At 69.8% G+C, this 23,727-nt stretch carries 19 protein-coding genes and 6 pseudogenes; 11 read left to right on the forward strand and 14 right to left on the reverse strand.

Annotation, left to right across the window (positions count from 1 at the left end; translation table 11 throughout):
• Window positions 1-190 precede the first annotated feature (190 nt).
• Window positions 191-568 (forward strand): hypothetical protein, encoded by a 378-nt coding sequence (locus RBJ77_RS22560; protein ID WP_372346678.1) that lies wholly within the window; start codon window positions 191-193, stop codon window positions 566-568.
• Window positions 569-925: 357 nt separating this feature from the next.
• Window positions 926-1,501, forward strand: coding sequence for a hypothetical protein (locus RBJ77_RS22565; protein ID WP_372346679.1), 576 nt, complete (start codon window positions 926-928; stop codon window positions 1,499-1,501).
• A gap of 550 nt (window positions 1,502-2,051) precedes the next feature.
• Here the strand turns inward: RBJ77_RS22565 and RBJ77_RS22570 are convergent.
• Window positions 2,052-2,902, reverse strand: a pseudogene (locus RBJ77_RS22570) (helix-turn-helix domain-containing protein).
• Window positions 2,903-2,919: 17 nt separating this feature from the next.
• Window positions 2,920-3,670: pseudogene (locus RBJ77_RS22575) on the reverse strand (DUF6879 family protein).
• 697 nt (window positions 3,671-4,367) lie between these two features.
• Between RBJ77_RS22575 and RBJ77_RS22580 the strand changes: the two are divergent.
• The gene (locus RBJ77_RS22580) at window positions 4,368-4,586 is read left to right on the forward strand and encodes a hypothetical protein (protein WP_372346680.1); all 219 of its coding nucleotides are present in this window, start codon (window positions 4,368-4,370) and stop codon (window positions 4,584-4,586) included.
• A 179-nt stretch (window positions 4,587-4,765) separates the two neighbouring features.
• Here RBJ77_RS22580 and RBJ77_RS22585 read toward each other — a convergent pair.
• A pseudogene (locus tag RBJ77_RS22585) lies at window positions 4,766-5,483 on the reverse strand (SDR family NAD(P)-dependent oxidoreductase).
• Window positions 5,484-5,613: 130 nt separating this feature from the next.
• On the opposite strand from RBJ77_RS22585, the pseudogene RBJ77_RS22590 reads away from it, so the two are divergent.
• Window positions 5,614-6,048, forward strand: a pseudogene (locus RBJ77_RS22590) (Rrf2 family transcriptional regulator).
• Window positions 6,049-6,814: 766 nt separating this feature from the next.
• Entirely contained in the window at window positions 6,815-6,985 is a 171-nt protein-coding gene (locus tag RBJ77_RS22595; protein WP_372346901.1) for a hypothetical protein, read from the forward strand.
• 180 nt (window positions 6,986-7,165) lie between these two features.
• Here the strand turns inward: RBJ77_RS22595 and RBJ77_RS22600 are convergent, their stop codons facing one another.
• Window positions 7,166-8,017 (reverse strand): helix-turn-helix domain-containing protein, encoded by an 852-nt coding sequence (locus RBJ77_RS22600; RefSeq protein ID WP_372346681.1) that lies wholly within the window; start codon window positions 8,015-8,017, stop codon window positions 7,166-7,168.
• A 9-nt stretch (window positions 8,018-8,026) separates the two neighbouring features.
• Window positions 8,027-8,787, reverse strand: a pseudogene (locus tag RBJ77_RS22605) (DUF6879 family protein).
• A gap of 366 nt (window positions 8,788-9,153) precedes the next feature.
• Here RBJ77_RS22605 and RBJ77_RS22610 point away from each other — a divergent pair.
• The 4 genes and pseudogenes from RBJ77_RS22610 (at window position 9,154) to RBJ77_RS22625 (ending at window position 11,167) form a co-directional block, all read left to right on the forward strand.
• Window positions 9,154-9,360 (forward strand): hypothetical protein, encoded by a 207-nt coding sequence (locus tag RBJ77_RS22610; protein ID WP_372346682.1) that lies wholly within the window; start codon window positions 9,154-9,156, stop codon window positions 9,358-9,360.
• A 10-nt stretch (window positions 9,361-9,370) separates the two neighbouring features.
• Complete coding sequence (locus RBJ77_RS22615; protein ID WP_372346683.1) at window positions 9,371-9,559, forward strand: hypothetical protein; 189 nt, start codon at window positions 9,371-9,373, stop codon at window positions 9,557-9,559.
• A 647-nt stretch (window positions 9,560-10,206) separates the two neighbouring features.
• On the forward strand, window positions 10,207-10,443 hold the full coding sequence (locus RBJ77_RS22620) for a hypothetical protein (RefSeq protein ID WP_372346684.1): 237 nt from the start codon (window positions 10,207-10,209) through the stop codon (window positions 10,441-10,443).
• A 68-nt stretch (window positions 10,444-10,511) separates the two neighbouring features.
• A pseudogene (locus tag RBJ77_RS22625) lies at window positions 10,512-11,167 on the forward strand (class I SAM-dependent methyltransferase).
• 355 nt (window positions 11,168-11,522) lie between these two features.
• On the opposite strand, the gene RBJ77_RS22630 reads toward RBJ77_RS22625, so the two are convergent.
• The 3 genes from RBJ77_RS22630 to RBJ77_RS22640 form a co-directional block, all read right to left on the reverse strand.
• On the reverse strand, window positions 11,523-11,765 hold the full coding sequence (locus RBJ77_RS22630) for a WhiB family transcriptional regulator (RefSeq protein ID WP_372346685.1): 243 nt from the start codon (window positions 11,763-11,765) through the stop codon (window positions 11,523-11,525).
• A 139-nt stretch (window positions 11,766-11,904) separates the two neighbouring features.
• Entirely contained in the window at window positions 11,905-12,309 is a 405-nt protein-coding gene (locus tag RBJ77_RS22635; RefSeq protein WP_372346686.1) for an SsgA family sporulation/cell division regulator, read from the reverse strand.
• A gap of 58 nt (window positions 12,310-12,367) precedes the next feature.
• Window positions 12,368-12,982 (reverse strand): hypothetical protein, encoded by a 615-nt coding sequence (locus tag RBJ77_RS22640; protein ID WP_372346687.1) that lies wholly within the window; start codon window positions 12,980-12,982, stop codon window positions 12,368-12,370.
• A 333-nt stretch (window positions 12,983-13,315) separates the two neighbouring features.
• Here RBJ77_RS22640 and RBJ77_RS22645 point away from each other — a divergent pair, with 333 nt between their 5' ends.
• Both RBJ77_RS22645 and RBJ77_RS22650 read left to right on the forward strand, forming a co-directional pair.
• Window positions 13,316-13,876 carry an isochorismatase family cysteine hydrolase gene (locus RBJ77_RS22645; RefSeq protein WP_372346688.1) on the forward strand — a complete coding sequence of 187 codons (561 nt, stop codon included), beginning with the start codon at window positions 13,316-13,318 and terminating at the stop codon, window positions 13,874-13,876.
• Window positions 13,877-14,043: 167 nt separating this feature from the next.
• Window positions 14,044-14,703, forward strand: coding sequence for a response regulator (locus RBJ77_RS22650; protein ID WP_372346689.1), 660 nt, complete (start codon window positions 14,044-14,046; stop codon window positions 14,701-14,703).
• A gap of 36 nt (window positions 14,704-14,739) precedes the next feature.
• Here the strand turns inward: RBJ77_RS22650 and RBJ77_RS22655 are convergent, their stop codons facing one another.
• The 6 genes from RBJ77_RS22655 to RBJ77_RS22680 all read right to left on the reverse strand — a co-directional run bounded on the left by RBJ77_RS22655 (window position 14,740) and on the right by RBJ77_RS22680 (window position 23,529).
• Complete coding sequence (locus RBJ77_RS22655; RefSeq protein WP_372346690.1) at window positions 14,740-15,105, reverse strand: response regulator transcription factor; 366 nt, start codon at window positions 15,103-15,105, stop codon at window positions 14,740-14,742.
• A gap of 160 nt (window positions 15,106-15,265) precedes the next feature.
• The gene (locus RBJ77_RS22660; protein ID WP_372346885.1) at window positions 15,266-17,101 is read right to left on the reverse strand and encodes an MFS transporter; all 1,836 of its coding nucleotides are present in this window, start codon (window positions 17,099-17,101) and stop codon (window positions 15,266-15,268) included.
• A gap of 239 nt (window positions 17,102-17,340) precedes the next feature.
• Window positions 17,341-19,074: a ubiquinone-dependent pyruvate dehydrogenase gene (gene poxB / locus RBJ77_RS22665; RefSeq protein ID WP_372346691.1), complete on the reverse strand. Its 1,734-nt coding sequence runs from the start codon at window positions 19,072-19,074 to the stop codon at window positions 17,341-17,343.
• A gap of 294 nt (window positions 19,075-19,368) precedes the next feature.
• Entirely contained in the window at window positions 19,369-20,034 is a 666-nt protein-coding gene (locus tag RBJ77_RS22670) for a TetR family transcriptional regulator (RefSeq protein WP_372346692.1), read from the reverse strand.
• 151 nt (window positions 20,035-20,185) lie between these two features.
• Complete coding sequence (locus RBJ77_RS22675; RefSeq protein ID WP_372346693.1) at window positions 20,186-21,004, reverse strand: oxidoreductase; 819 nt, start codon at window positions 21,002-21,004, stop codon at window positions 20,186-20,188.
• A gap of 263 nt (window positions 21,005-21,267) precedes the next feature.
• On the reverse strand, window positions 21,268-23,529 hold the full coding sequence (locus RBJ77_RS22680; protein WP_372346694.1) for a tetratricopeptide repeat protein: 2,262 nt from the start codon (window positions 23,527-23,529) through the stop codon (window positions 21,268-21,270).
• Window positions 23,530-23,727 lie beyond the last annotated feature (198 nt).

The following is a 23,727-nucleotide window of genomic DNA, read 5'->3' on the forward strand; positions in this document are numbered from 1 at the left end:
CAGGGTGTGGCACTCGTAGTCCGCGGGGTCGCGCGCACTTCCGTGCCGGTGAAGTCGTGGTTCGTGTAGAAGGTGATCCCTCCGAACTCGGCGGCCGCGGCGGGCTGGGCCAGGCCGACGCCGGCGAACTACGGCCGCTCCCGACGTCGCCGCCGCCACGGCCACGAGTCCGCGCTTCCACGGTGTGCGCATGTCGTTCTCCCTGTCGATGTCTCGATGTGTCGATATACGGATGTGCGGATGCACGAATGTGCCGGGCCGGTCGTCGACCGTGACACATGTGTTGCGTACACCCACACACTTGCGCATTCAACGAAAACTGGGAAGCGGTGTTCCGGTCATTCCTGGTCCCGCCGCACACCGAGCCCCCGACCCGGCCGGCAGCATCGCCCTGCGGGTGAAAGCGGAGCCCTTCGCGGTCGCCGCGACCGGCACGAGCGTCATGTACCAACCACTCGGCGAGGACAGGCCCGTCGTGCTGAGCGAGGGCTACAAGGGCGATGCGATCGAGCTGACGCTGATCCTCAAGCGTGAGCCCCCACGCGAGGGGTGCTTTACAGCTCTCTGAGGCCCGGCTTCGCTTAGTCCATGACACCTGTCTGGCTTGGCATGCCCTTACCGTTGGCATCTGCCGTTGTTGCTGCTGCAGTGGCGCTGGTGTGGCGCTCCTGGGGCCGCCAATCAGTACGGGTTCGACAAGAAGTTCCAGCAACGCAAGCTGGACAGTGAGTATGCCTATGAGCAGCAGAAGGAACTTCGGAATCGGATCGCTCTGTACAAGGGATTACTCGCTTGAGACCGGTGGCCAGATGAGGAGCAGGTTGTGGAACCTCTTCCAACACGAAGGGCATGGATGGCTCCGTATGAGCCAGGGCGAGCATTCGGTTATTACATAAGGTCGTTCTCCTACCGCATTCTGTGCTTGGTGGCATCCTCACGCCTCATCGAACGCCAGGCCTTCTACGTGGACAGTGTGGTAGCGACGAGGCAGGATCGGCGCCTCCTCGAGGCAATGAAGCTGGGCATTGACGCGCTGTGGACCAAAGCGGACCTGTTCAGCGGACTTCCTTACGACGGCGGGGTCGCGGCCGGCCACTTCTTGCGTGACCACCTCACAGATCTGGCTGACGCAATGTACGACGACGGACGCCTGATATCGCTCAGTGAGTTCGAGTCCCGCCTTGCGCGAGACAGGGAAGCCTATGACGTGGTCTTCAGATTCCTCGACGGGCTCAAACGTGAAGAGGGCGGAAGGTACAGGTTCGACCGCCTCGTCGTCGTTCAGTTAAATCTACTGGCCACTCTCAATCGCTTCGGCTACGAATACCAGCAAGTTCCAGTAGAGGCGTTCCGGGTTGCAGCAAACCAGTGCGAGCACCCAATCGTTCTCCGCAATCTCTGCTTCATGGTGCGCCGATACCGCCTTGAGGACGAACCCGGTTACAAAGAGCTCATTGTGGCGGCTGAAGCCCTCGGACCAAGGGTGGATCCAGAAGACTGAGGCACGATGTGGCTCCGTCCGAACCAGGTGACGCCGTTCCACAGGAACCACCAGTCGTCCCTGTCAGAAGCAGCCGCGATAACCACTGCGTGCGACTGCAGCAGACAACGGCGCCTTCGATCTCGATGACGGACGGCCCCGGTCTGATGCGCCGAAGGCGACGACGAGAGTGCGCGAACGAAGCGCGGCGCTTCGCCTCCAGAACTGTCGGCATGGGTGCCGTCACAGGAGTGACGGTGTCCGGCAAGCGCCCCTGGCGCGCGCTGTGCTCCCGCGCAGAGGGCCCCATGTGGGCGAAGTGACCTGCCGGGTGGGCCGGCCTGCTTTCTACGGTGAGCCTGCGACTCGATGCTGGAGGACCCATGAGGGTGCTCTGGGCACTGCTTGCGATGCTGTTCGGCGGGCTTGCTCTTGCGGGCATCAGCACGCGATCAAGGCAGCTGACACTGTGAGTCCGTGGGTGACATCGTCATGACGGCGTTCTTCGCCGCCCTGGCATGGATCTTTGTCGGGCATGCGAAGCGGGCAGCAGCCAAGTCACGCGAGGACGTCACCTCGAACTGAGCGCGCACCGCGCGGCGTTGATCACGTTGTGTGCGTCGGCGCCGTACACGGCGGACTCCCGCGGGGTGTTCCGACCTTCGTGTACAGAGCGACACTGTCGGCGTCGTCAGCCAGAGTTCGGCGTGCCAGTCCTCCGCGATGACGAGGCGGTCGTCCAGGACCCAGAAGCCGTTCGCCGGGGCGATCTTGACGGAGGCGGAGAAGGGCACGATGCCGAGCTCCACCGTGTCCAGGCCGATGACCCCGGCGAGCCGGTCCAGCTGCGTGGCGAGTACCGCGGGCGGGCAGATCAGGGAGCGCAGGGCCGCTTCCCAGAGGATGACGCGGAAGCGGTGGCCCGCCTGGAACAGCCATTCTTGGCGCTGCGCGCGGGCCCGCACGGCTTCCTCGATGTCGCGGGTGGACCCGTGCAGGTCTGCGCGTACCGGGCGAAGACGTGCCGGGCGTAGTCGGCGTTCTGGAGCATGCCGGGTACCACGGCCTCTTCCCAGGCGTGGATGACGCGGGCCCGGTCGACTTCGGCGTTCCAGCGTTCCTGCACGGGCCGGTGCCCGTTCGCCAGCTGGCGCCGCCATGACTGGATCTGGGTCTCGAACCCGGCCAGACGCGCGGCGAGTTCACCGAACGCGTCGGGCCACCCGATGGCGTCCAAAAGCGCGCGCAGGTCGTGCGCGCGTGGCGGTCTGCTTGCCGCCCTCCAGCTTGTAGATCTTGGAGTGCGGCCAGCCGAGCAGGCCGGCCAGCTGTGGACCGGTGAGCCTTCCGTCAGGACGCCCGATCCTCAGTTCCCGCAGCCGCACGCCGAGCGCTGCGAGCCTTCTGATAGTCCGTGCTCACCGGTCACTCTCGCTGGGTCACTCGGTCGCGGCCACCTGTGCCGCGAAGTACTCGTACGGGACGGCGTGATGCACCGCGGTGTCACGCGCCATGAGTACCGCACCACTTCGGCGGGCTCTGTGATGGTCTCGACGCCGGTCAGGCGGTCGTCGTCGTCGAAGTGCAGGACGGCGACGAGCCGGGAGTCGAAGATCAGAAGTCCTCTTCGATCAAGTTGATCCGCTGTGCGTCGCTGCGCCACAGACACCCGACGTCCTCACCCGAGGCGGCGTTGCACGTGGCGTAGCCGAGGAGGAAGCGCTGCCCGTCGGTGGGCGGTTGGTCGACGACGCGCACTCGGCCGACGCGTTTGCCCGCCTCGGTCTGGCGTTTGATGTTCTGGTTCCAGGCGCTGTCCAGGTCCCAGGTCTACCTGACCCGTCTCAGGAAACGGTCGAAATCAGGTCCTCGCGGTCCGAGGCGTAGCCGCGCCGCGTCTCCAGATGCCAGGCCGTGTGCTCGAACGTCTCGAAGAGGCGGCCGAACTCCTCCGGCGTGATCATCTCTGGCAAGCGGTGCATCTCCTTCGGTGCCCAGTTGACGAGCAGTTGGCGCGGGACGACGACGGCGGTATCCCCGGCACCGAAGTGCTGAAGCTGCGGCCGTGTCGTCGGGGTCGGTGAGCGGCCTGCCCTGGACGACGGTCTCGCGCGAGTCCAGGTCCTCATGCAGTGCCGGGCATCCGCCGTTCTTGCTGTCGGTGCCCGTGAAGCGCAGTCGCCTCATGATCGTGTCCTTTCAAGGGGCGTTGATCAAACCAGGATGGCTGCGCCCCGGACCCTGCACCACAGGCTCTCTGGTCATGGCCACACGCACCAAGCCGCAGGACACCGATCGATCCCGACATGTCGTTGGAGTCTCCTCGCGCCCGCGCTCAGCGCAGAGCAGGCATCGTTGCCCCCCTCCCTTGGAGTTGACCGGGCGTCACCTCAACTCGGACTCGTGGTGCTCGGGAGCGTCCGCGCGGATGTGGCCATACGGCTGGCAGACGTGATCGGCGAGGGGGCCGTGAACGTGAGCACTGAGTGGAGCGCCGGCGCCCTGGTCGTCGACACCGAGACGGAGCAAGACGGGCCGAGGTGATGGGCAGCGTCGGCCCGGCGTACGTCCAGCTGAGGCAGCCCGGACCGGCGGCCGGGAGTGGGATGCCGATCCGCACCGCATCCGTCCGGCCGACGAAGCGGAAGAGCTGAAAGCAGGTCCTATCGAACGCAGTCTGATCGCCTAACGGAGCAGCGCATGAAAGCCACCGTCTTTCCCGACCCGAAGCGCCTGACCGGCGACCAACTGCGTGGCTGGGCCTGCGCGCTGTGCGGCGCGCGGCTGTACGCCGCGACCGGCCGCTGAGCCTGGTCCCCGATCCGTACACCAGCGAGTACGTCGAACTCTGGGCCTGCGCGCCGCGCTGCCCGGGGCGGTGGACGCGATGAGCACGCAGACCTGCCGCGAGTGCCACCGGTCCACCAGCGAGCCGGTGGCGGTCGCCCTGGAACACGTGGCGTCCGGCCCCGGGCATATCGTCTACCTGTGCGCCGTCTGCCAGTTCGCGCTCGGACTCGTCCCGCTGGACGAGCACCCCGCGGACTCGCTCGGCTTCCCTGCTCTCCATGGACGGCGTCCCGAGACCGAGCGACAGCGGGGATGACATCGCCTCCCCGGCAAGCCCGCTGCCGCTCCCTGAGAGCTCGTAACACGATCACGACCCGGGCTCTTGAGGCGCGTCCACGCACGCGCGGGCCGTTGGCGGTGCGCGCCCCGAGGACGGGATTTCCTTCGGGGCGCGCGGCAGGGGTTCCGGTTCAGGCGTTGTAGCCGCCGTGGGCGTCAGCACCGCGCCCGTGACGTACGACGCGGAAGGAGCTCGCCAAGAAGGCGATCGCCGCGGCGATTTCTTCGAGGGTGACAGGCGTTGCAGGGACAGCGTGCTGACCAGGGTCTTGAGGTCTCGGGGTTCGTCTCCATGCCGCCGTCCATCAGTCCGGCCTCCACGACGTTGGCCGTGATGTCCCGGGGCCCGAGGTCCCTTGCGACCCCCAGGGTGTACCTCGAGATCCCTGCCTTGGTCGCCGCGTAGTCGGCAGCTCCCGGAGTACCGACCCGGGAGCCCAGTCCGGAACTCACCGTGATGATGCGGCCGCCCGCGCGCAGCGCTCGGGATGCGGCGGATGATCGCGATCACGCCGAGGTAGTTGGTGGCGTGCATCCGGTCCAGTGCGGCGGTGTCGGCGTCCGGGTCGTCCACTGTGCCAGCCGCGGAGATCGCCGCGTTGTTGACGAGGATGTCAGAGCCGCCGAAGTGCGCCACCACGTCGTCGATCAGCGCCGGCGCCTGACTCGTGTCCGCCTGGTCGGACTTGAAGGCGACGGCCTTCGCTCCCTTGCCGCACACCTCGTCGACGACAGCCTGCGCCTGCTTCTCGGAGCTGACGTAGGTGAAGGCGACGTCGGCGCCCTGTTCGGCCAGCAGTCGTACGGTCGCGGCTCCCAGTCCGCGCGACCCTCCGGTGACCAGGGCGACCTTGCCCGTGAGTGCCTTGCTCATTCTTCTCACCTCGTTGATTGACCGTTCCGGCAGTCGCAACGCTAATTGTTACGACAGTCTGTTGCAACCTTCTTTGTTACGACTGGATCCTGTCGTAACATGAAGCGTTGCGGCCGAGAGAGAGGAGTTCATGAGCGCCAACAGCAGGTTGACCATTGCCGCCCACGCGCTGGCCTGGATCGGTCTCTACCAGCGCCAGGGCGCATGAGGTCGCCACCTCCGAGCAGATCGCGACCAGCGCGAACACCAGCCCGGTGGTGATCAGGCGGCTGCTTGGCGACTTGCGCAGGGCCGGGCTCGTGAAGTCCCGGCGGGGTGTGGGCGCGGGCTGGTCGCTGGCGCGCGAGCTGGGGTCGATGACCCTGCTCGACGTGTACGAGGCAGTGGAACCCGGCCCGCTGTTCGCAATGCACCGCACCACCCCGGACCAGGAATGCGTGGTGGGTTACGGCATCCAGCCCGCGATGCAGGGCGTCTACGAGGGTATCGAGGAGACCCTGAGACACGAGCTGGCCCGCGTCACGCTCGAGAACGTACTCGGGACGTGCTCGCGGCACCTCGCTAGTGCTGTGTGGGGCGGCTGGATGGGCGGTGACGTCGGTTCCGACCGCTGGAGGTGTGGTGGCTGAGCCTGTGCGGATACGCAGACTCACCGATCAGGAAGGGCCGAAACTGCAGCAGATCGTGCGCCGGGGACGTACCGGGTCTGTGCACTACTGACGGGCGATGATGCTGCCGGCCTCGGCCGGCGGGAACTGCCTCCCGGCGATCGCGGATCTGGGGCTTGGAAAGAGGCTTTGACGCGCGGTTCGCTGATCGCCGATGTTGAGCCGGACGTCCGCAGCGAGCACTCACGAACCGCCGCGTCGGCGACGGCTACACCACGGCGAGGGAGTTGTGGATGCTTGTTGTGTCGGCCGCTTCGGGCGCTTTCGACCGACTGGTCATCGACCAGCTGCTGGCGCGCGGCCATAATTCGGACCTGCGCGAACAGGCGGCCGTGGAACGCAGCAGACGAACGCAACGGCCCGCCGGATCGCCGAGTTGGGACTTGCCGAGGGCCCGGCGGCCGAAGTGGCCCGTCTGCGCGCCCTGGCCCTGGTGGTGGTGACTGAACTGGCCGTGGCCCAGGACAGATTGAGCGCACATCACGCGCAACTGGCTGAAGATGTCCCCGGGAGGAGGAGGCCCACAGTGGATGTGCCCGGGATGCTCGTGCCGCAGCCGTCCGCGTTCTGAGGGGTGAGGAGGAGGGCTTCGATTCATCCACAGGGACATCCGTTCCCCATTGAGCTTCCCTACCGTACTGCCCACATGATCTCGAGCACGGGGTGTCCATGGATGAGCGGTTGCCGGACCTCACGCTGGAAGAGGCGCAGGATGCGATCGATGTCCTGGGCTGGTTCGGCGAGGGCGATGACGAGTGGGCGGACGCTGCACGGTGCCTCGCGAGCGAGCTGGCCGCGCGCGTGCCGTCACGGGATCGCCACCCGTTCGAGTGACGGCTGGAGCGGGCCTGACGGTGACCATGCTCCGGGCCCTACGGTCGCAGGGCGCCCGGCGGAACGGGGCCGCGAACCACTTGCAGTAGGCGTACTGCCTCTCGGAGCGCCATCGGCAAGCAGTGGGCCCTGCCTTCCAGACTGGTCCGCAGTCCGCCGGGCGCATGCCGCCGCGGGACGCTACCGAGGATCCAGTGCATGCCGGGCCCGCAGGATGATCCGGTGCGCGTCGGCCCCGTAGACCGCCGACTCGGTGAGGGTGTCCCACACCTTCTCGTAGGACGCCACGGCGTCCGGGGTGTCGAGCCACAGTTCGGCGTGCCAGTCCTCGACCACCACGAGGCGGTCGTCGTAGAGCCAGAAGCCGTTCCCCGGCGGGATCTTGAGTGAGGACGTGAGCGGGACGATCCCGAGCCGCATCGTGTCCAGGCCGACGATCCCCGCGAGCCGGTCCAGCTGGAGCGCGAGCGCCTGCGGCGTGCAGATCGGTGCGTACAGCGCCGCCTCCCACAGGACGACGTGGTACTGCTTCGTCCCGGAGTAGAGCCACTTCTGGAGTTCGATGCGTGCCCGCACCGCCTCTTCGATGTCCGGGCGTGCGTCCCACAGTTCGGTGTACCGGGTGAACATGGCGCGGGCGTACTCCGGGGTCTGGAGCACGCCGACGATCGCGGAGTTCTCCCACATCCGGAAGGCGGAGGTGCGCTCGTGCTCCGCGAGCAAGGTCTCCTGTACCGGGCGGTGCCCCTGTGCGAGCTGGCGCCGCCATGAGCGGGTGAGCGACTCGAAGCCGGCGAGCTGCGCGTGCAGTCCCTCGATGGCACTCTCGTGGCCGGTGGCCCGCGCCCATGCGGTGAGGTCCTCGGGTGTGGCGGTCTGCTTGCCGTTCTCCAGCTTGGAGACCTTGGACTTGTTCCAGCCGGTGCGCCCGGCGAGCTGTTCTCCGGTGAGTCGGCCCTCGGGGCAGTGCAGTCTCAGTTCTCGAAGGCGTACCCCGAGGGCCGTTCGGGCTTGCTGGAAATCCGTACTCACCTAGTGCACCTATTCAGACTGGTCGCCTCCGGCGTACTTCGCCGCGGCGTACTCGTACGGGACGGCGTGGTTCCACGCCGCATCCCGGGCCATCGAGTACCGCACCACCTGGGCGGGCTCGGTGATCAGTTCCACGTCGGTCAGGTCGTCCGACGCCGTGAGTTGAGCCGTGCCACGAGACGCGAGTCGAAGATCCAGAAGTCCTCGCGCGGCAGCCGGAGCCGTTCGGCATCGGCCCGCGTCAGGCTCTTGATGTTCTCGCCCAACTCGCTGTTGCGCCGGGCGTTGTCGAGCAGGTAGAGCTGCCCGACCGTCGGGGGATCGTCAAGGACCCGGACCCGGCCGATGGTCTTGCCCTGCTCGATCTGCGGGCGGATGAGCGCGCAGTACGGATCGTCGGGATCCCAGGTCGCCGACCCGGTGGCGAGGAACTCGCGGAAGGTCTCCGTGGCGTCGTCGCTCGCGTAGCGCCGCCTGCTCTCAAGACGCCAGGCCGAATGCTCGAAGGTCCGGAACAGATCCTCGAATTCGTCCAGGCCGATGATGCGGGGCACGCGCTCCAGCTCCTTGGGTGCGAAGTCGACGACGACGTGCCGGGGGATGACCACGGCGACTTCGCCGGCGGACAGGTGCTCCAGCTGGCCGATGTCGCCGGGGTCGGTGAGAGGCGGTCCGTGGAAGATCACATCTCCTGTGTCGAGGTCCTCGTGGACGGTCGGGCATCCGGTGCCGCCGCTTCCTGTGCCGTTGCAGCGCAGTCGTCGCGCCATGATCTCCCCCTTCGTCGGGTTTGATCACAGCTTGGCGCCGGCGCGGGATCCGGGCCATGGGGCTTGGACACCTCTAGAAGAAACTTCGAGCACCTTCCGGATCCTGTCAAGAAACTCCGAGCAACTCCGGGGACGAGCGCGGTGGTTGATCTCTAGCGTCCCGGTCATGGCCACACCCGATGCACCGGTCCGCGCCCTGCAGAGCGGTGGAGCAGTTGCGAACAGCTCTGAGCGAGGCGGACATCGTGATCCCGTCCCTCGGGGTCGACGACACCTTTCCGCATCTGGATCTTGTGGAGTTGGGACGCATCCGTCCTGAGGTGGCCATACGACTGGCAGACGTGATCCGGCGAGGGGGCCGTGAACGTGAGCACTGCGTGGAGCGCCGGCGCCCTGGTCGTCGACACCGAGACGGGCAAGACGGGCCGGCGATGGGCAGCGTCGGCCGTACGTCCAGCTGAGGCAGCCCGGACCGGCGGCCGGGAGTGGGATGCCGACCCGGACCGGATCCGGCCGGCCGACGACGCCGAACAACTGCGGGCGGGGCTCATCGAACGCAGCCTGATCGCGTAGGGAGCGGCGCATGAAGACCACCGTCTTTCCCGATCCGGCGCGCCTGACCGGCGACCAGCTGCGCGGTTGGGCCTGCGCGCTGTGCGGCGCGCGGCTGTACCGGGACCGGTCCTTGGGCCTGGTCCCCGATCCGTACACCAGCGAGTACGTCGAACTCTGGGCCTGCGCGCCGCGCTGCTCGGGACGGCGGGCGCGATGAGCACGCAGATCTGCCGCGAGTGCCGCCGGACCACCAGCGAGCCGGTGGCGGTCGCCCTGGAGCACGTCGGCGTCCGGCGGGCACATCGATCTACCTCTGCCCCGTCTGCCAGTTCGCCCTGGGGCTCATCCCGCTGGACGACCATCCGGCCGGCTCGCTCGGCTTCCCGCGCTACGTGGACGGCACCCCGAGACCGAGCGGCAGTGGGGGACGGCGTCGCCTCCCGGCAGGGGCCCGCTGCCGCTCCCTGAACGCCCGCTCGGCCGTGCCGCCCGGATCGGACGGGCGGAGCGGGGCCATGATCCCAACCGGAAGGGAATCACCGTGACTGTCTTGGCCGAACGACCGTTCGCCACCGCGAGCCGGGACCCGCGCGAACTGCTCAACGCGGTCCGCCCGTTCGTGAAGGAGTGCACCTGCAGCGTGTTCGATGCCCCCGGCAGCGAGGGCGATCTGTGGGACCGTGAGGTCGCGCTGCTGATGCGCGACAACCTGCTGACCCGGCTGTGGGCGGAGGAGATCCTGGGCAACGCGGTGATGTACCTGATCACCGCGATGGAACGGCGACCTCCACCTCGGCATCGGCATCGGCATCGGCATCGGCATCGGCATCGGCATCGGACATCGGCATCGGCAAGATCGCGAACATGGGGGTGCACCAGATCATCCTGGACAGCCCGGTGTTCTTCGCGATCTGCCGCGTCTGCAACGGCGGGGCATACAAGCACCACGCACCGCTCGTGCGGCGCCGCACCGACGGCCTGGTGCAGCGCACCGTGGACGTGATCCGGGGCCAGGGCTTCAGCGAGCGCGGACCTGTATGGGCCTCGGACGGCACCAACTGCTCGCCGTGCGACGACCTCAGAGTGCCTGACAGTCACTGATCAGCTTAGCGAACGCCCGCCCCAGTTTCCCCCGAGCGCGGGCGTCTCTCTCACCGCAAAGGACCGCAGTGCCCGCAGAACACGGCATCGCCGCCGAGACCGAACTACTGGGACGCCTACGCGGAATCCGCCTTCAAGGGCGACATGGAGCCGGTGTTCCACTGGACGCAGTACGCCGGGCACGGCCCCGGCGAACTGCTCGGGGAGCCGGCCCGCGTCCTGGAGATCGGAGGTGCGGCACCGGCCGCGCCTGGCCACGCTCGCCGGGCGCGGCATCGCGGCCCGCGGCATCGACCTCTCCCGGTCATGGTCAAGAAGACCGGCGAGCGGTGGGCCGTACACGGGAGCCGAGTTCGTGTGCGGCGAGGTACTCGACTTCCTGCGCCACGACACCCGTAGGTACGACGCGGTAGTACTCGATTTTCGGCGCGGCCTGGTTCACCGACCGTCGCGGCTCTTCCCGCTGGTACGTGAGCGCCTGACGCCCGGCGGGGTGTTCGTCTTCAGCCAGCCCCCGGCGATCCCCGGCGCGTACGGCCCGCAGGGCATGTACAAGGGAGGCTTCGCCGGGAAGGCGATGTTCACCTACCGCTACAGCTACCAGCCCGCGGTGTGGGAACGGCACCTGACCCGCGCCGGTTTCACCAGCGCCGAGGCCCGGGTGATCGACGCACCCCTCGCCGGGTACATCGGGACCCTGCTGGTCAGGGCTGCCGCCGACTGACCCTCCTGCATCCGGCCCGCCCCAAGACCTTCCCTCTGTGGAGTCCGGAGCGGGCCAAGGTGCGTAGCCGCAAATCCCCCGTGCATTCCGGTCACACGGGGCGCGAAGGGAGTGCCGCAGATACTTACGCACGGGCCCTCCCCGGTGCTGGGCACAGCGAGTTGACTCCGGCATGTGCAGTCGCCCTGGGTGTCTGTGCAGGGTGGCCGGTGCGTCTCCCCGGGCCGGCCACCCGCCAGAAGCACGCTCCGTACCGGGATGAATCGATGCGCCGGGTCGGTCATCGGCCACGACACATGTGATGTGTGATGTGCACGCCCATGGACTTGAGCATGGTCCCGCCGCACACCGGGTGTCACGCCGCCTCGCCCGTGGAGCCGGCCCGCTGCCGCGCACCGTCGCGGCGTTCGTCGCGGGTCATGCCTCCCCAGACGCCGTAGGTCTCCCCGCGGGCCAGGGCGGTGTCCGCGCAGATGTCGACGACCTCGCAGCGCGCGCAGATGCGCCGGGCGCGCTCCTCCCGCTCGCGACGGGCCCGGCCGCTCTCCCCCGTCGGGGAGAAGAAGGTGGTGCTGGGCAGGCCGCGCGCTGCTGCCACTGCCAGTCGCTCAGCAGGGGGCGCAGGTTCTTCCGCATGGTGTTCTTCTCTCTTCCTCTGTCTGCCACTGTCATCCGCTGTGTTCCGTTGTGGTCCGCTGTGGTCCGCTGTGGTCCGCTCACTGTCTTGTGCTGTCGCTTCACTCGACCCGCTGGACGAGCTCGTCCCAGTCCACGCCGTCCAGTTCGGTGCCGCGCGGCACCATCTCGTAGGTCCTGGCCAGCCAGTTCGCGACCGGCTCGGCGTCGAACTCGATCAGCGCGGTGTGGCCGCTGCCCAGGCGGACGCAGAGCGAGGTGAGGTCGCCGTCGTCGTCGTGGACCGGCCACAGCCGGACGTCGCCCTCGCCCACGTGGTCGGCCAGTCCCTCGGCCATCAGGTCACGGGACAGGACCCAGCGCACCGGCTGCCGCCCGCCGGTCTCGAAGACCAGGGCGACGGCGAGCGGATCGGTGCTGTCGTACGACACCTCGCAGGTGCGCGGCAGGGCGAGGTCGTCGAACACCCAGTGCGCGATCTGCAGGGAGAGCTGGCACTTCTTCATGGTGGCCTCCTAGAGGGACCGGCCGGTCGGCCGCGGGACGGAGAGGGGTTCGTGCGCGTCAGTCGATGGCCCGGAGCGTGCCGGGATGGCGGCGGGCGGCGGCGAACGCCTCCACCACCGCGGTGGCCACGAGGACGAGGCCGCCGACGTCGGCCAGTTGCGCCAGGGACTCGAAGGGGAAGGCCGTCATGAACAGTCCGGCCGAGACGATGACCGCGTTCAACAGGTCGTCGTAGACGAAGACGTGGCTCACCGAGGACGAGGTGACCGAGACGGCCATGGTGAGTCCCCGCAGCAGCCAGCCGCAGCCCGTCCACACGCCGAGCAGGAACGCCGTGTCCGCCCAGCCGTGCCAGAGGGCGACGCCCAGCGCGAGCGCCGCGAGCCCTCCGGCGGCCAGCAGCCGGCGGACCGTCGCCGACGCCATCGAGTCGCGCACCGCGAGCAGTTGGAGTACTCCCTGCACGGCCATGTGCACCCCGAAGAGCGTTCCCGCTTCTTCCGGCGTCGGAACGGGCACGGTGATCAACACGCATCCCACCAGGGCGGACGAGAGTGATCCGGCGAGCATGGTGCGCCGCGTGAGGGCACCGCCCGGGCCTGCGACCACCCGGGCGCCGAAGCGGCGCACGGGGCGTCGGGCCTCGTCCCGCGGGATGTCCAGCTGCGCCATGTCCTGTTTCCGTTCGTCGACCACATGTGTGGGATCGTGGGCCGGAGGGGATCCCCGGTTCCATGTGCCTCATTCTGTGAGCGGCGCACATCAGGGTCTGTCGTGTGTTCCCTCGCCCTTGCTGGGGGCTCCCTCACCCGGTTGTAGGGTCTACCCCACGCCGTGGCCGCCGATTTCCGCACCGCGCACGTGCGACGCCGTCCTCTACGACACACCCGTTCCCGCTTACACACACGTGTTACGGTCGAAACACGAGCGAGGGACGGCATGGGCCGAAGGGCGTGCCGTCCCAGGCACCCCCGAGTGCCCCCGACTCCCCCGGCAAGGAGAACCATGCCTGTCACCGCCATTGATCCCAGGACCGCGCTGGTCGTCGTCGACCTCCAGCAGGGCATCGTCGAGCTGCCCCTCGCCCACCCGGTCGACCAAGTCCTCGCCCGGAACGCCGAGTTGCTCGCGGAGTTCCGCCGCCGCGGCCTGCCCGTCGTCCTCGTGAACGTCGCCGGCGGGCCTCCCGGACGCAACGATCTCGGGGCGAGCTTCCCCGCGCCGCCCCCGCAATGGACCGAGTTGGCGCCCCAGTTGGGCGCGGCCGAGGGCGACCACCTCGTGACGAAGCACGCCCGCAGCGCCTTCACCAACACGGGCCTGGACGAGTGGCTGCGCGGCCAGGGGGTCACCCAGATCGTCGTCACCGGCATCGCCACCAGCAGCGGTGTGGAGTCCACCGCCCGTGACGCCCACGAACAGGGCTACCACGTCACGGTCGCGACCGACGCCGTGACCGACACCGACGCCACCGCCCACGAGCACACCGTCGCCAGGATCTACCCGCGCATCGCGGAGACGGGCACCGTCAAGGACGTCCTGGCCGCGCTCGCGCACGCGAGCTGACACCCGCTCGCGGCGCCCCTCCGCGCGCCCCGGTCGCCCGCGCGGCGGCCGGGGCGCAGGCCTGCCCCTCCCCCAGGTCAGCCGGGCGTCCGCGCCACATGCGGGAGCGCGTCCGATCACACGTCCCGTCATATGTTTGTGGCACCACCGCAGGCTAGGATGCCGCCATGAGCCAACCACTGCGGGCGGTGCTCGGCGAGGACCAGCCGATCGTGCGCGAAGGAATCGCTGCCATTCTGCGCCGGGCCGGCATCGACGTGGTCGCGGCGGTCGACGACGCGGTGGACCTGGTCGCCGCCGCCCAGGAGCACCGGCCCGACGTGGTGATCACCGACATCCGGATGCCGCCGGACCTGGCGGACGACGGGCTGCGCGCCGGGCGGAAGATACGGGCCGCACGGCCGGAGACCGCCGTCATCGTCCTGTCCCAGTACCTCGACGCGTCGTACGCGCTCGATCTGGTCGGGGACGACCCGGGTGGCGTCGGCTATCTCCTGAAGGAGAAAGTGGCCAGCCCGCAGATCCTCATCGACGCCGTCGAGCGGGTCGTGGCCCGTGACTCGGCCCTCGACCCGGACGTGATCGCGGCGCTGCTGGGCCGCAAGCGTCCGGAGGACCCGCTGGCGGCGCTGACGCCCAAGGAGCGGGAGGTCCTGGCGCTGATGGCCGAGGGCCACTCCAACAAGGGCATCTCCGAGAAGCTGTTCGTGAGCGTCGCCGCCGTGGAGCGGCACGTGACCGGCATCTTCCTCAAGCTGGGACTCAGCCAGACCGCCACGGGCCAGCACCGGCGGGTGCTGGCCGTGCTGCGCTATCTGAAGCAGTGACGCGGGTGACGCAGGCCCGTGTGCGGCGGGCCTGCGTCAGGAGGCGGTGGGGCTGAACAGGCTCCGCAGATCCGCGTCGAAGAGTCTGTCCTTGGCGACGAAGGACTCGATTCCGGCCCGCTCCAACTCCTCGTGCGACCAGAGCGACTTGTCGGTGGACGTCAGCACGATCCGCGGCGGGTTCTGCTCCTCGGTGAGCTGACGGGCCACGGTCAGTCCGTCCGTGTCCGGCAGGTGGAGATCGAGCAGCAGCCCGTCGGGGCGGTGGTCGCGCACCGCGGCGAGGGCGGACGCGCCGTCCCGGGACTCCGCCACGACAGTCAGGCCCCGCGCCGTCAGCAGCATCGTGGCGACGCGGCGGAACCCGGGGTCGTCGTCGACGACGACGATGTTGATGCACATGCTCTCAGCATGCCCAACGGCCCGGCGGGCGGGCCATAGGGGGAGCCCTACGGTTTGTGTATCCCCCACGCAAGGTCAGCCCGTGTGCCGCGCCCACCTGCTGCGACGAGGGCGGGGCCCGTGCCGGGCCGGCGGCTCGGCACGGGGCCCCGCGCGGCGGTCAGCCCGTCGGCACCGTCAGCAGGATGTCGTGCGCGACGGGCTCCTCGGCCACCACGATCGTGGACGTCTGCGGCCGGTAACCGTCGGCGGAGGCGATCAGGACGTACTGTCCGGCGCCGGGGGCGTCCAGCGTGTACGAGCCCTCAGGCCTGGCGGCCGACCGGCCCAGCTCACTGCCGTCCACGGTGGTCAGGGTGACCTCGCCGGCCGGGACGAGATCGCTCCCGGTGACGCGGATGCGGCCGTGGACGGCGATGCCCGCGGGGACGTCGGCGGGGACGTCGGCGGGGACGTCGGGGGCGGTCCGGCCCGCCTCCGCCGCCTGCGCCAGACCGCTGGACGCGCGCAGCGGGACCTCCTTGATGAACAGGGTGACGAGCAGGGCGAGCAGGGCGATCGGAGCGACGTACAGGAAGACGTCGCCGATGCCGTGGCCGTAGGCGCCCTCCAGCCAGGTCCGGACGGGGGCGGGCAGCACGGCCAGGTCCGGCAGCCGGCCGCTGCCGGAGGCCGTCGCGGCCGTCGCCCTGTCCTGCGCGTCGAGTTGGGTGATGGTCTCGCGGGCGTAGTGGCCGATCCGGGTGGTGAGGACCGAGCCGAGCACGGAAACGCCCACCGCGCCGCCGAGGGAGCGGAAGAAGGTCACCGTGGAGGACGCGGCGCCGAGGTCGCCCGGGGAGACCTGGTTCTGGGTGCACAGCACGAGGTTCTGGAGCGTCATGCCGACTCCGAGACCCATCAGGGCCATGCAGAACGCTATGTACAGGTACGACGTGTCGTAGCGGAGCATGCCGAGGAGGGCCAGACCGGCCGAGAGCAGGACACCGCCCGCCAGCAGCCAGCCCTTCCACTTCCCGGTGCGGGTGATGATCCGTCCGGAGACGGTGGAGGAGACGAACAGGCCCGCGATGAACGGGATCGTCATGACGCCCGACATGGTCGGCGACGCGCCGCGGGCCAGCTGGAAGTACTGGCTGAAGAAGACGGTGCCCGCGAACAGGGCGATGCCGACGAACAGGGAGGCGACGGAGGCGAGGGCGATGGTGGGGTTGCGGAACAGCCGCAGCGGGATGACCGGCTCGCTCGCCTTCGTCTCGACGAACAGGAAGACCAGCGTCAGCAGGATCGACGCGCCCAGCAGGGTGTACGTCTGCCAGGACAGCCAGGCGTACTTGTCGTCGGCGAAGGTGACCCAGACCAGCAGGACGCAGACGGCCGCGGTGACGAAGAAGGAGCCGGCCCAGTCGACCTTGACCTGACGCCTGATCACGGGCAGGTCCAGGGTCCGCTGGAGCACGACCAGCGCGACGACGGCGAACGGGATGCCGACGAACAGGCACCAGCGCCAGCCGAGCCACGAGGTGTCGGTGATCACGCCGCCGAGCAGCGGGCCGCCGACGGTGGCGACGGCGAAGGTGGCACCCAGGTATCCCGAGTAGCGGCCGCGCTCGCGCGGGGAGATCATCGCGGCCAGCACGACCTGGGCGAGGGCGGACAGACCGCCGCCGCCGAGGCCCTGGACGACCCGGGCGCCGATCAGGGTGGCGGGGTTCTGGGCGAGACCGGCCTGCAGGGAGCCGAGGACGAAGACGACCAGCGACGACTGGACCAGGATCTTCTTGCTGAACTGGTCGGCGAGCTTGCCCCACAGCGGAGTCGAGGCGGTCACCGCCAGCAGGGACGCGGTGACGACCCAGGTGTAGGCGCTCTGTCCGCCGCCGAGGTCGCCGATGATCCGGGGCAGTGCGTTGGTGACGACGGTCGAGGAGAGGATGGCGCAGAACAGGCCGAGCAGCAGTCCCGACAGGGCGCGCATGATCTGCGCGTGGGTCATCGGCGGGTGGGCGGCACCTCCTTCGTGAGGGGCGTGCGCCCGCACACCTGTGTTCGGGGTGGTTGTCATGGGAGTGGTTCCTTACGTGGTGACAGCGCCGTCATTGCCTGAGGCAACTACGTTGTCGCGCGGGTGTCTTGGGGTGCACTTGGGTGTACTTGGGTGCACTTGGGTGTACTGGGGTGTACTGGGGTGTACTGGGGTGTACTGGGGTGTCGTCGGTCGGCCGTGCCGCGCGGTCAGCGCAGGAGGCGGCGGGACACGTTGGTCGTGACCAGGTCGAGGAGTTCCTCGCCGCGGCCGGACAGGACGGTGCGGATGGCGTAGAGGGTGAAGCCCTTGGCCTGCTCCACCGTGACCGCGGGCGGCACGGACAGTTCCTGACGTGCCGTCATGACCTCGACGAGGGCGGGCCCTTCGTGAGTGAAGGCGCCCTTGAGCGCGTCCTCCAGGTCACCGGGCCGCTCGACCCGGCGCGACCACAGGCCGACCGCGGCGGCGACCTCGGCGAGCCGCGGATTGTCCAGCTCCGTCGCGTAGTTGACGATGCCGGCGGCCTTCATCTCCAGCTCGACGAAGTTCAGGGAGCCGTTGTTGAAGACCACGATCTTGGCTGGCAGCCGGTTCTGCCGCAGCGTGAACAGTTCGCCGAGCAGCATGGTGAGCCCGCCGTCACCGGACAGCGAGACGACCTGGCGCCCCGGGTAGGCGGCCTGCGCGCCGACGGCGTGCGGCAGGGCGTTGGCCATCGTGCCGTGGTTGAACGAACCGATCAGCCGCCGCTGTCCGTTGAACGTCAGATAGCGGGCCGCCCACACCACCGGGGAGCCGACGTCCACGGTGAAGACGGCGTCGTCCGCGGCGAGGCGGTCGATGGTGCTCGCCACGAACTGCGGGTGGATCGGGGTGCGTTCGCGGTCGTTGACGGCGAGCGAGTCCAGTGACTTGCGGGTACGGGCGTAGTGGGCGAGGGCGTCGTCGAGGTGCCCGCGCCCGCTCTTGACGGACAGCAGCGGCAGCAGCGCGGGCAGGGTGTCGCGGACGCTGCCGACCAGCGGCAGGTCGACGTGGGTGCGGCGGCCGATCTGCTCGCCGCGGACGTCGAGCTGGATGACCTTCGCGTCCTGCGGATAGAACTGCCGGTAGGGGAAGTCGGTGCCCAGCATCAGCAGGGTGTCGGCCTCCTCGATCGCCTTGTAGCCGGAGGCGAAGCCGAGCAGGCCGGTCATGCCGACGTCGTACGGGTTGTCGTACTCGACGTACTCCTTGCCGCGCAGGGCGTGCACGACGGGTGCCTTGAGGGTCTCGGCGAGCCGGACCAGGTCGTCGTGGGCCCCGGCCGCGCCGGCGCCCGCCAGGATCGTCACCCGCCGCGCGTCGTTCAGCAGCGCGGCGGCCTTGCGCAGGGCCTCGTCGTCGGGGCGGACGACGGTGCGGGCCGGGCGCACCACCGTGGGGGCCAGGTCGCGGGGGGTCTTGCCGAGGAAGATCTCGCCGGGGACGACGACGACCGCCACTCCCCTGCGTTCGACGGCCGCGCGCATCGCCGTCTCCAGGATGCGGGGGCCGTGCTCGGGGCTGGTGACGACCTCGGCGTAGACGCTGCAGTCGGCGAACAGCTCCTGCGGGCGGGTCTCCTGGAAGTAGCCGGAGCCGATCTCGCTCCCCGGGATCTGGGCGGCGACGGCGAGCACCGGCACGCGGCTGCGCTGGGCGTCGAAGAGGCCGTTGATCAGGTGCAGGTTGCCCGGGCCGCAGCTGCCGACGCAGACGGTGAGGTCTCCGGTCAGTCCGGCCTCGGCCGCCGCCGCGAGGGCGGCGCTCTCCTCGTGCCGCACATGGACCCAGTCGACGTCCTCTTCCCGGCGGATGGCGTCCGTCAGGCCGTTGAGCGAGTCACCCGGCAGGCCGTACAGACGGCGCACGCCGGATGCCTTGAGCGAGGCGATGACGTGTTCGGCGAAGGTGGACATACGGAGGCCTTTCGTCGGTCGTGGGCGCTGCGCGGGCGGAGGGGGAACCGCTCGGGCGGAGGCGGCCCGAGCACAGGGACTCGCCTCGGTCGAGGAGCGCCCGACCAGTTTCGTCCGGCCGCCGCCGCGCACACATCCGTCGAATGACTGCGTGCCCGGAATCCGGGTGTTCTGCGTGTGTGAGTCGGACGACTGTCCGTGTCCGGCAACTTCGGCGTCTCTTTGCAGACGCAACGTCCTGCGCCGCCGGGGAAGGAACAGACAGTCCGGCGGACCGGCGGACCGGCCGCGGGGTTACGGAAGGCGCAGCAGTCCGATGACGCCGATGTGCAGGGTGCGGCCGAGCCGGGTGGCGAAGTCGACCTTCGTGTCCGCGAGTTCGGGGGTGCGCTGGGCCTCGGCGACGGCGTCCGACGGGTGGGCGAAGGGCCAGAGCCCGGCGGTGTACACGACGGTCAGGGAGACGAGCTCGCGGGCCGCGTCCGGGGTCAGCGCGGCGATGTGGCTCCGCACCAGACCGGCCAGCTCGTCCAGGAGCCGGACGTGGACGAGCTTGAACTCACGGACGGCCTCGGCAGAGATGTTCCGCTCCAGCTCGGGGCCGAGCGCGCTGAACAGGCCGCACAGCAGGGGCCGTCCGGCCAGGGACCGGGCCACGGTGTCGGTGACCGCGTCGGGAGCGGCGGGCCCGGCGGCGGCCAGGTCCGCGGACAGGTCCTCGATCCACTGCGCCAGGGACCGGTTGAGCAGTTCGAAGAAGACCGCTTCCCGGGTCTCGAAGTAGCGCACGACGTTGGTCTTCGACAGCCCGACCCGGCGGCTGAGCTCCCGCAGGCTGATCTCGCCGACCGTCATCTCGCCCAGGAGCTCTGTCGCCGCGTCGAGAATGGCTTGCTTGCGCAGCTCGCGCTGCTCGGCGCTGCGCGCACGCTGGAAGGCGGCCGGCCGCTCGTCCGTCATCGTCGTTTCCCCAGGGAACTGTCCCGCGGCCCGGGTCCGGCGCCGCCTGCGATCACCCTAAGCCCCGTCGTCACCGAGCCCCGCCGCCGCCGCTGCGGGCGGCGGCACGGCGCGGTCGGGGCGCCGCACGGCGGGTGCCCCACGGCGGGTGTCATACGGATTCGCTGACGGCCCGCCATTCGGCGTCCTGCGCGGCGAGCCGTTCGGCCATGGCGTCGGCGGCGGCGACGGCGTCCTTGCCCAGGAGGAGGCGCAGGGGCGGCCGGTCGTTCTCGGCGATGTCGAGCAGGACCTGGGAGATGCGGGCCGGGTCGCCGGGCTGCTGTCCGTGCGCGCCGCGGATGCCCTCGACGGCGCCCCCGACCACCGCCTCGTAGGGGGCGCTGACCGGCGGGGTGGCCATGGAGGAACCGGCCCACTCGGTGCGCATGCCGCCCGGCTCGACGACGGTGACCTTGATGCCGAGGGGGGCGACTTCCTTGGCGAGGACCTCGGAGAAGCCGCCGACGGCCCACTTGGCCGCCTGGTAGGCGCCCAGGCCCGGGACGCCGACGCGTCCGCCGACGGAGGAGACCTGGATGATGTGCCCCGAGCCCTGCTCGCGCAGGACCGGAAGGGCGGCCCGGGACACGTTGACGACACCGAAGAGGTTGGCGTCGATCTGGTCGCGGAAGGCCTGCTCGGTCATGTCCTCGATGGCGGCCATGTCGGCGTAGCCGGCGTTGTTGACGACCACGTCCAGGCGGCCGAAAGCATCTACGGCGGCCTGCACGGCGCGCCGCGCCGCCTCGGCGTCGGTCACGTCCAGGGTCACCAGCCGGACCCGGTCGCCGTACTGCTCGGCGAGGTCGTGCAGCGCCTCGGTGCGGCGGGCGGTGGCGACGAGGTTGTGGCCCGCCTCCAGCACGGCCTCGGCGACGGCGCGGCCGAGGCCGCGGGAGCTTCCGGTGATCAGCCAGGTCTTGTTCATGACGACTCCTCGATTCGGTTCGTCCCCCGCCCCCACTTAAGAGGCCAGTGGAACCTTATGCCCTCGACATTAAAGGTCCAGTGGCCTCTTGTCCAATGCGAAGGGTGTGGTGAGGTGAGGGTCACATGTCATCGAGCGGGCACACGTCAGGCATGCATCAGGCATGCATCAGGCATGCATCAGGCACACGTCAGGCCGCGCACCAGGAATGCGTCAGGGATACGTGTGAGGGAGCGGTACAGAACTGCTGGAAGACAGAACCGCTAGAGAACGTCCCCGTGACCGCGCGACGCCTCCGCGTTGGCGCGCATCCGCTCCGCGCGCGGGCTGTGGATCGCGCTCAGCAGGTCGGCCGCACGCAGCCAACTCGCCCGCGCCCCCGCGTGATCGCCCTTCTCCCGCTGCGCGGTCGCGAGGTGGTCGAGCACCTCGGCCTGGTTGTAGCCGTCGAAGGCCTCTCCGTAGACCCGCAGCGATTCCCGGTAGTCCGCGATCGCGCCGTCGAGCCGGCCGAGGTGCTGGCGGGCGTAGCCCATGGTGTCCCAGGCGGCCGCCTCGATACGGAGGTTGCCGTCCCGCTGCAGCAGGGGGACCGCCTCCTCGCACAGGGCGATGGTCTCCTCGTACCGGCCGAGCAGCGCCAGGTACCAGGCCACCGCGTTCATCTCGCGGGCCGTGGACCGGTCGTCGCCCAGCGTCCGGTAGATCTCCAGCGCCCTGCGGGCATGGTGCAGGGCCTCTTCGTGGCGCTTCTGACGGCCGCGGACCCAGCCGACGGCCCGTTCGGCGAAGGCCCGCTCCACCGGGCCGATCCGGTCCAGCTGACCGAGCATCAGCTCGACGTACCGGTCGGCCTCGTCGGTCCGCCCCGTCTCGGCCAGCGCGCGGGCGAGGGCCGCGGCGTTGCGGACGACGGCGGCCGGCTCGTCCAGTCGCTGCGCGGCGTCCAGGCCGATGCGCTTGGTCGCGATCTCCTCGCTCCAGCGCCCCATGACGGAGTAGTAGCCCACCCAGTCCTGCGTGAGGGTCATGCCGATGCGCAGCAGCCGCGGATCGTTCATGGACCGCAGCGCCGACGAGACGGACGTCTCCTCCTGGCGGAACCAGTCCAGCGCCTCCTCCCGGGTGCCGAGCGCGACGCTCACCACGCCCTCGGCCGGAGGCACGGCCTCCGCCGTGGAGGCGGGCCCCAGGAAGCGGTTGGCGACGTCGGCGTTGTGACGCAGGTAGTCCAGCAGCCGGATCCGGGCGGCGAGGCCGTCGTCCTTCTCCTGCTCGACGAGCTCGACGCCGTAGGCCCGGACGAGGTCGTGCAGCACGTGGCGGCCCTCCGCGTCCCGCGACAGCAGGTTGACGGCGCTCAGCTGCCGCAGCATCCGGCGGGCCTCCCGCATGCCGACACCGGCGAGCGAGGCGGCCGCCTCCGCCGACACCGACGGGCCGGGGTGCAGGGCCAGGTGCCGGAAGAAGGCGGCTGTCTCCGGCGGCAGGGCCCGGTACGACCACGAGAACACGGCCCGGACGTCGCTGCGCCGGGCGCCGGCCGACAGGGCGTCGAGCAGCGGTCCGGTCCCGCGCAGTTCCCGTACGACCGTCCGGAGCGGGAGCTGCGGTGTCGCGCTGACCTGGGCCGCGACGATCGCGACCGCCAGGGCGAGGTGTCCGCACCGTTCCACCAGTGCCGCGGCCGCCTCGGGTTCCGCGCGGCAGCGCTCCTCGCCGATCCTCGCGGCGAGCGCGGACAGCGCCTCCTCGCGCGTCCACACGTCAAGGCCCACCGGCGTCGCGCCCTCCACCGCGACCAGGCCGGAGAGCTGGCTGCGCGACGTGACCACGGTCAGGCATCCGGTCGAGGCCGGCAGCAGTGGTCTGACCTGCTCCTCGTCGCGCGCGTTGTCCAGCACGACGATCAGCCGCCGGGACGCCGTCCGCTCCCGGAAGAGGGCGCTGCGCTCCTCGGTGCCGCGCGGCATGTCGAGGTCCGACACCCCCAGGGCGGCGAGGAACCCGCCCAGGGCCTCGGCCGGGTCCATGGGCCGGGTCGCGTCCTCGAAACCGCGCAGGTTCACGTACAGCTGCCCGTCCGGGAACCGGTCCGCGACCTGGTGCGCCCAGTGCACGGCGAGGGTCGTCTTGCCCACGCCCGCCATCCCGCCGATCACGGCGACGACGACGTGTCCGCCTTCCGCGCGGGCGGCCTGTGCGGTGAGCCCGTACGCCGTCGCCAGCGCGTCCGCACGGCCGCGGAACGCCGCCAGGCCGGGCGGCAGTTGCCGCGGCACCCGTCCGGCGCTGCGTCCGGCACGGCGGGCGGACGCCTCGACGAACCGGCGCCGCTCGTCCTCGTCCAGGTCCAGGGCGTCCATCAGCTCGCTGAGCGTCGCCTGCCGCGGCAGACTCTGTCCGCGCTCCATGTCGCTGATCGCGCGGACGCTCACGCCGGACGTCTCCGCGAGGCTCTCCAGGGTCAGCAAGGAGCGCTGCCGTGCCGCCCGCAGCAGCCGGCCGAATTCCGCCCTGTCCACACCCGCCCCCCGGCGCACCCGTTCTGGAACGACCATTAAAGCAAGGGGCGATCGGGGGTCCGCAGCCGTGCCCCTTTCCCGTAACACTCACCCCGTCAAGTCACCAGTTAGAGTGGTGATTCAGCGAGGGGTGGTTGCCGTCGGTCCGGAGGTTGGCGAGCCACTTCACATGTTTGCCACCCGTACATCCGACGCCAG

Source organism: Streptomyces sp. KL116D, from assembly GCF_030766975.1.
Lineage (GTDB): Bacteria > Actinomycetota > Actinomycetes > Streptomycetales > Streptomycetaceae > Streptomyces > Streptomyces longispororuber_A.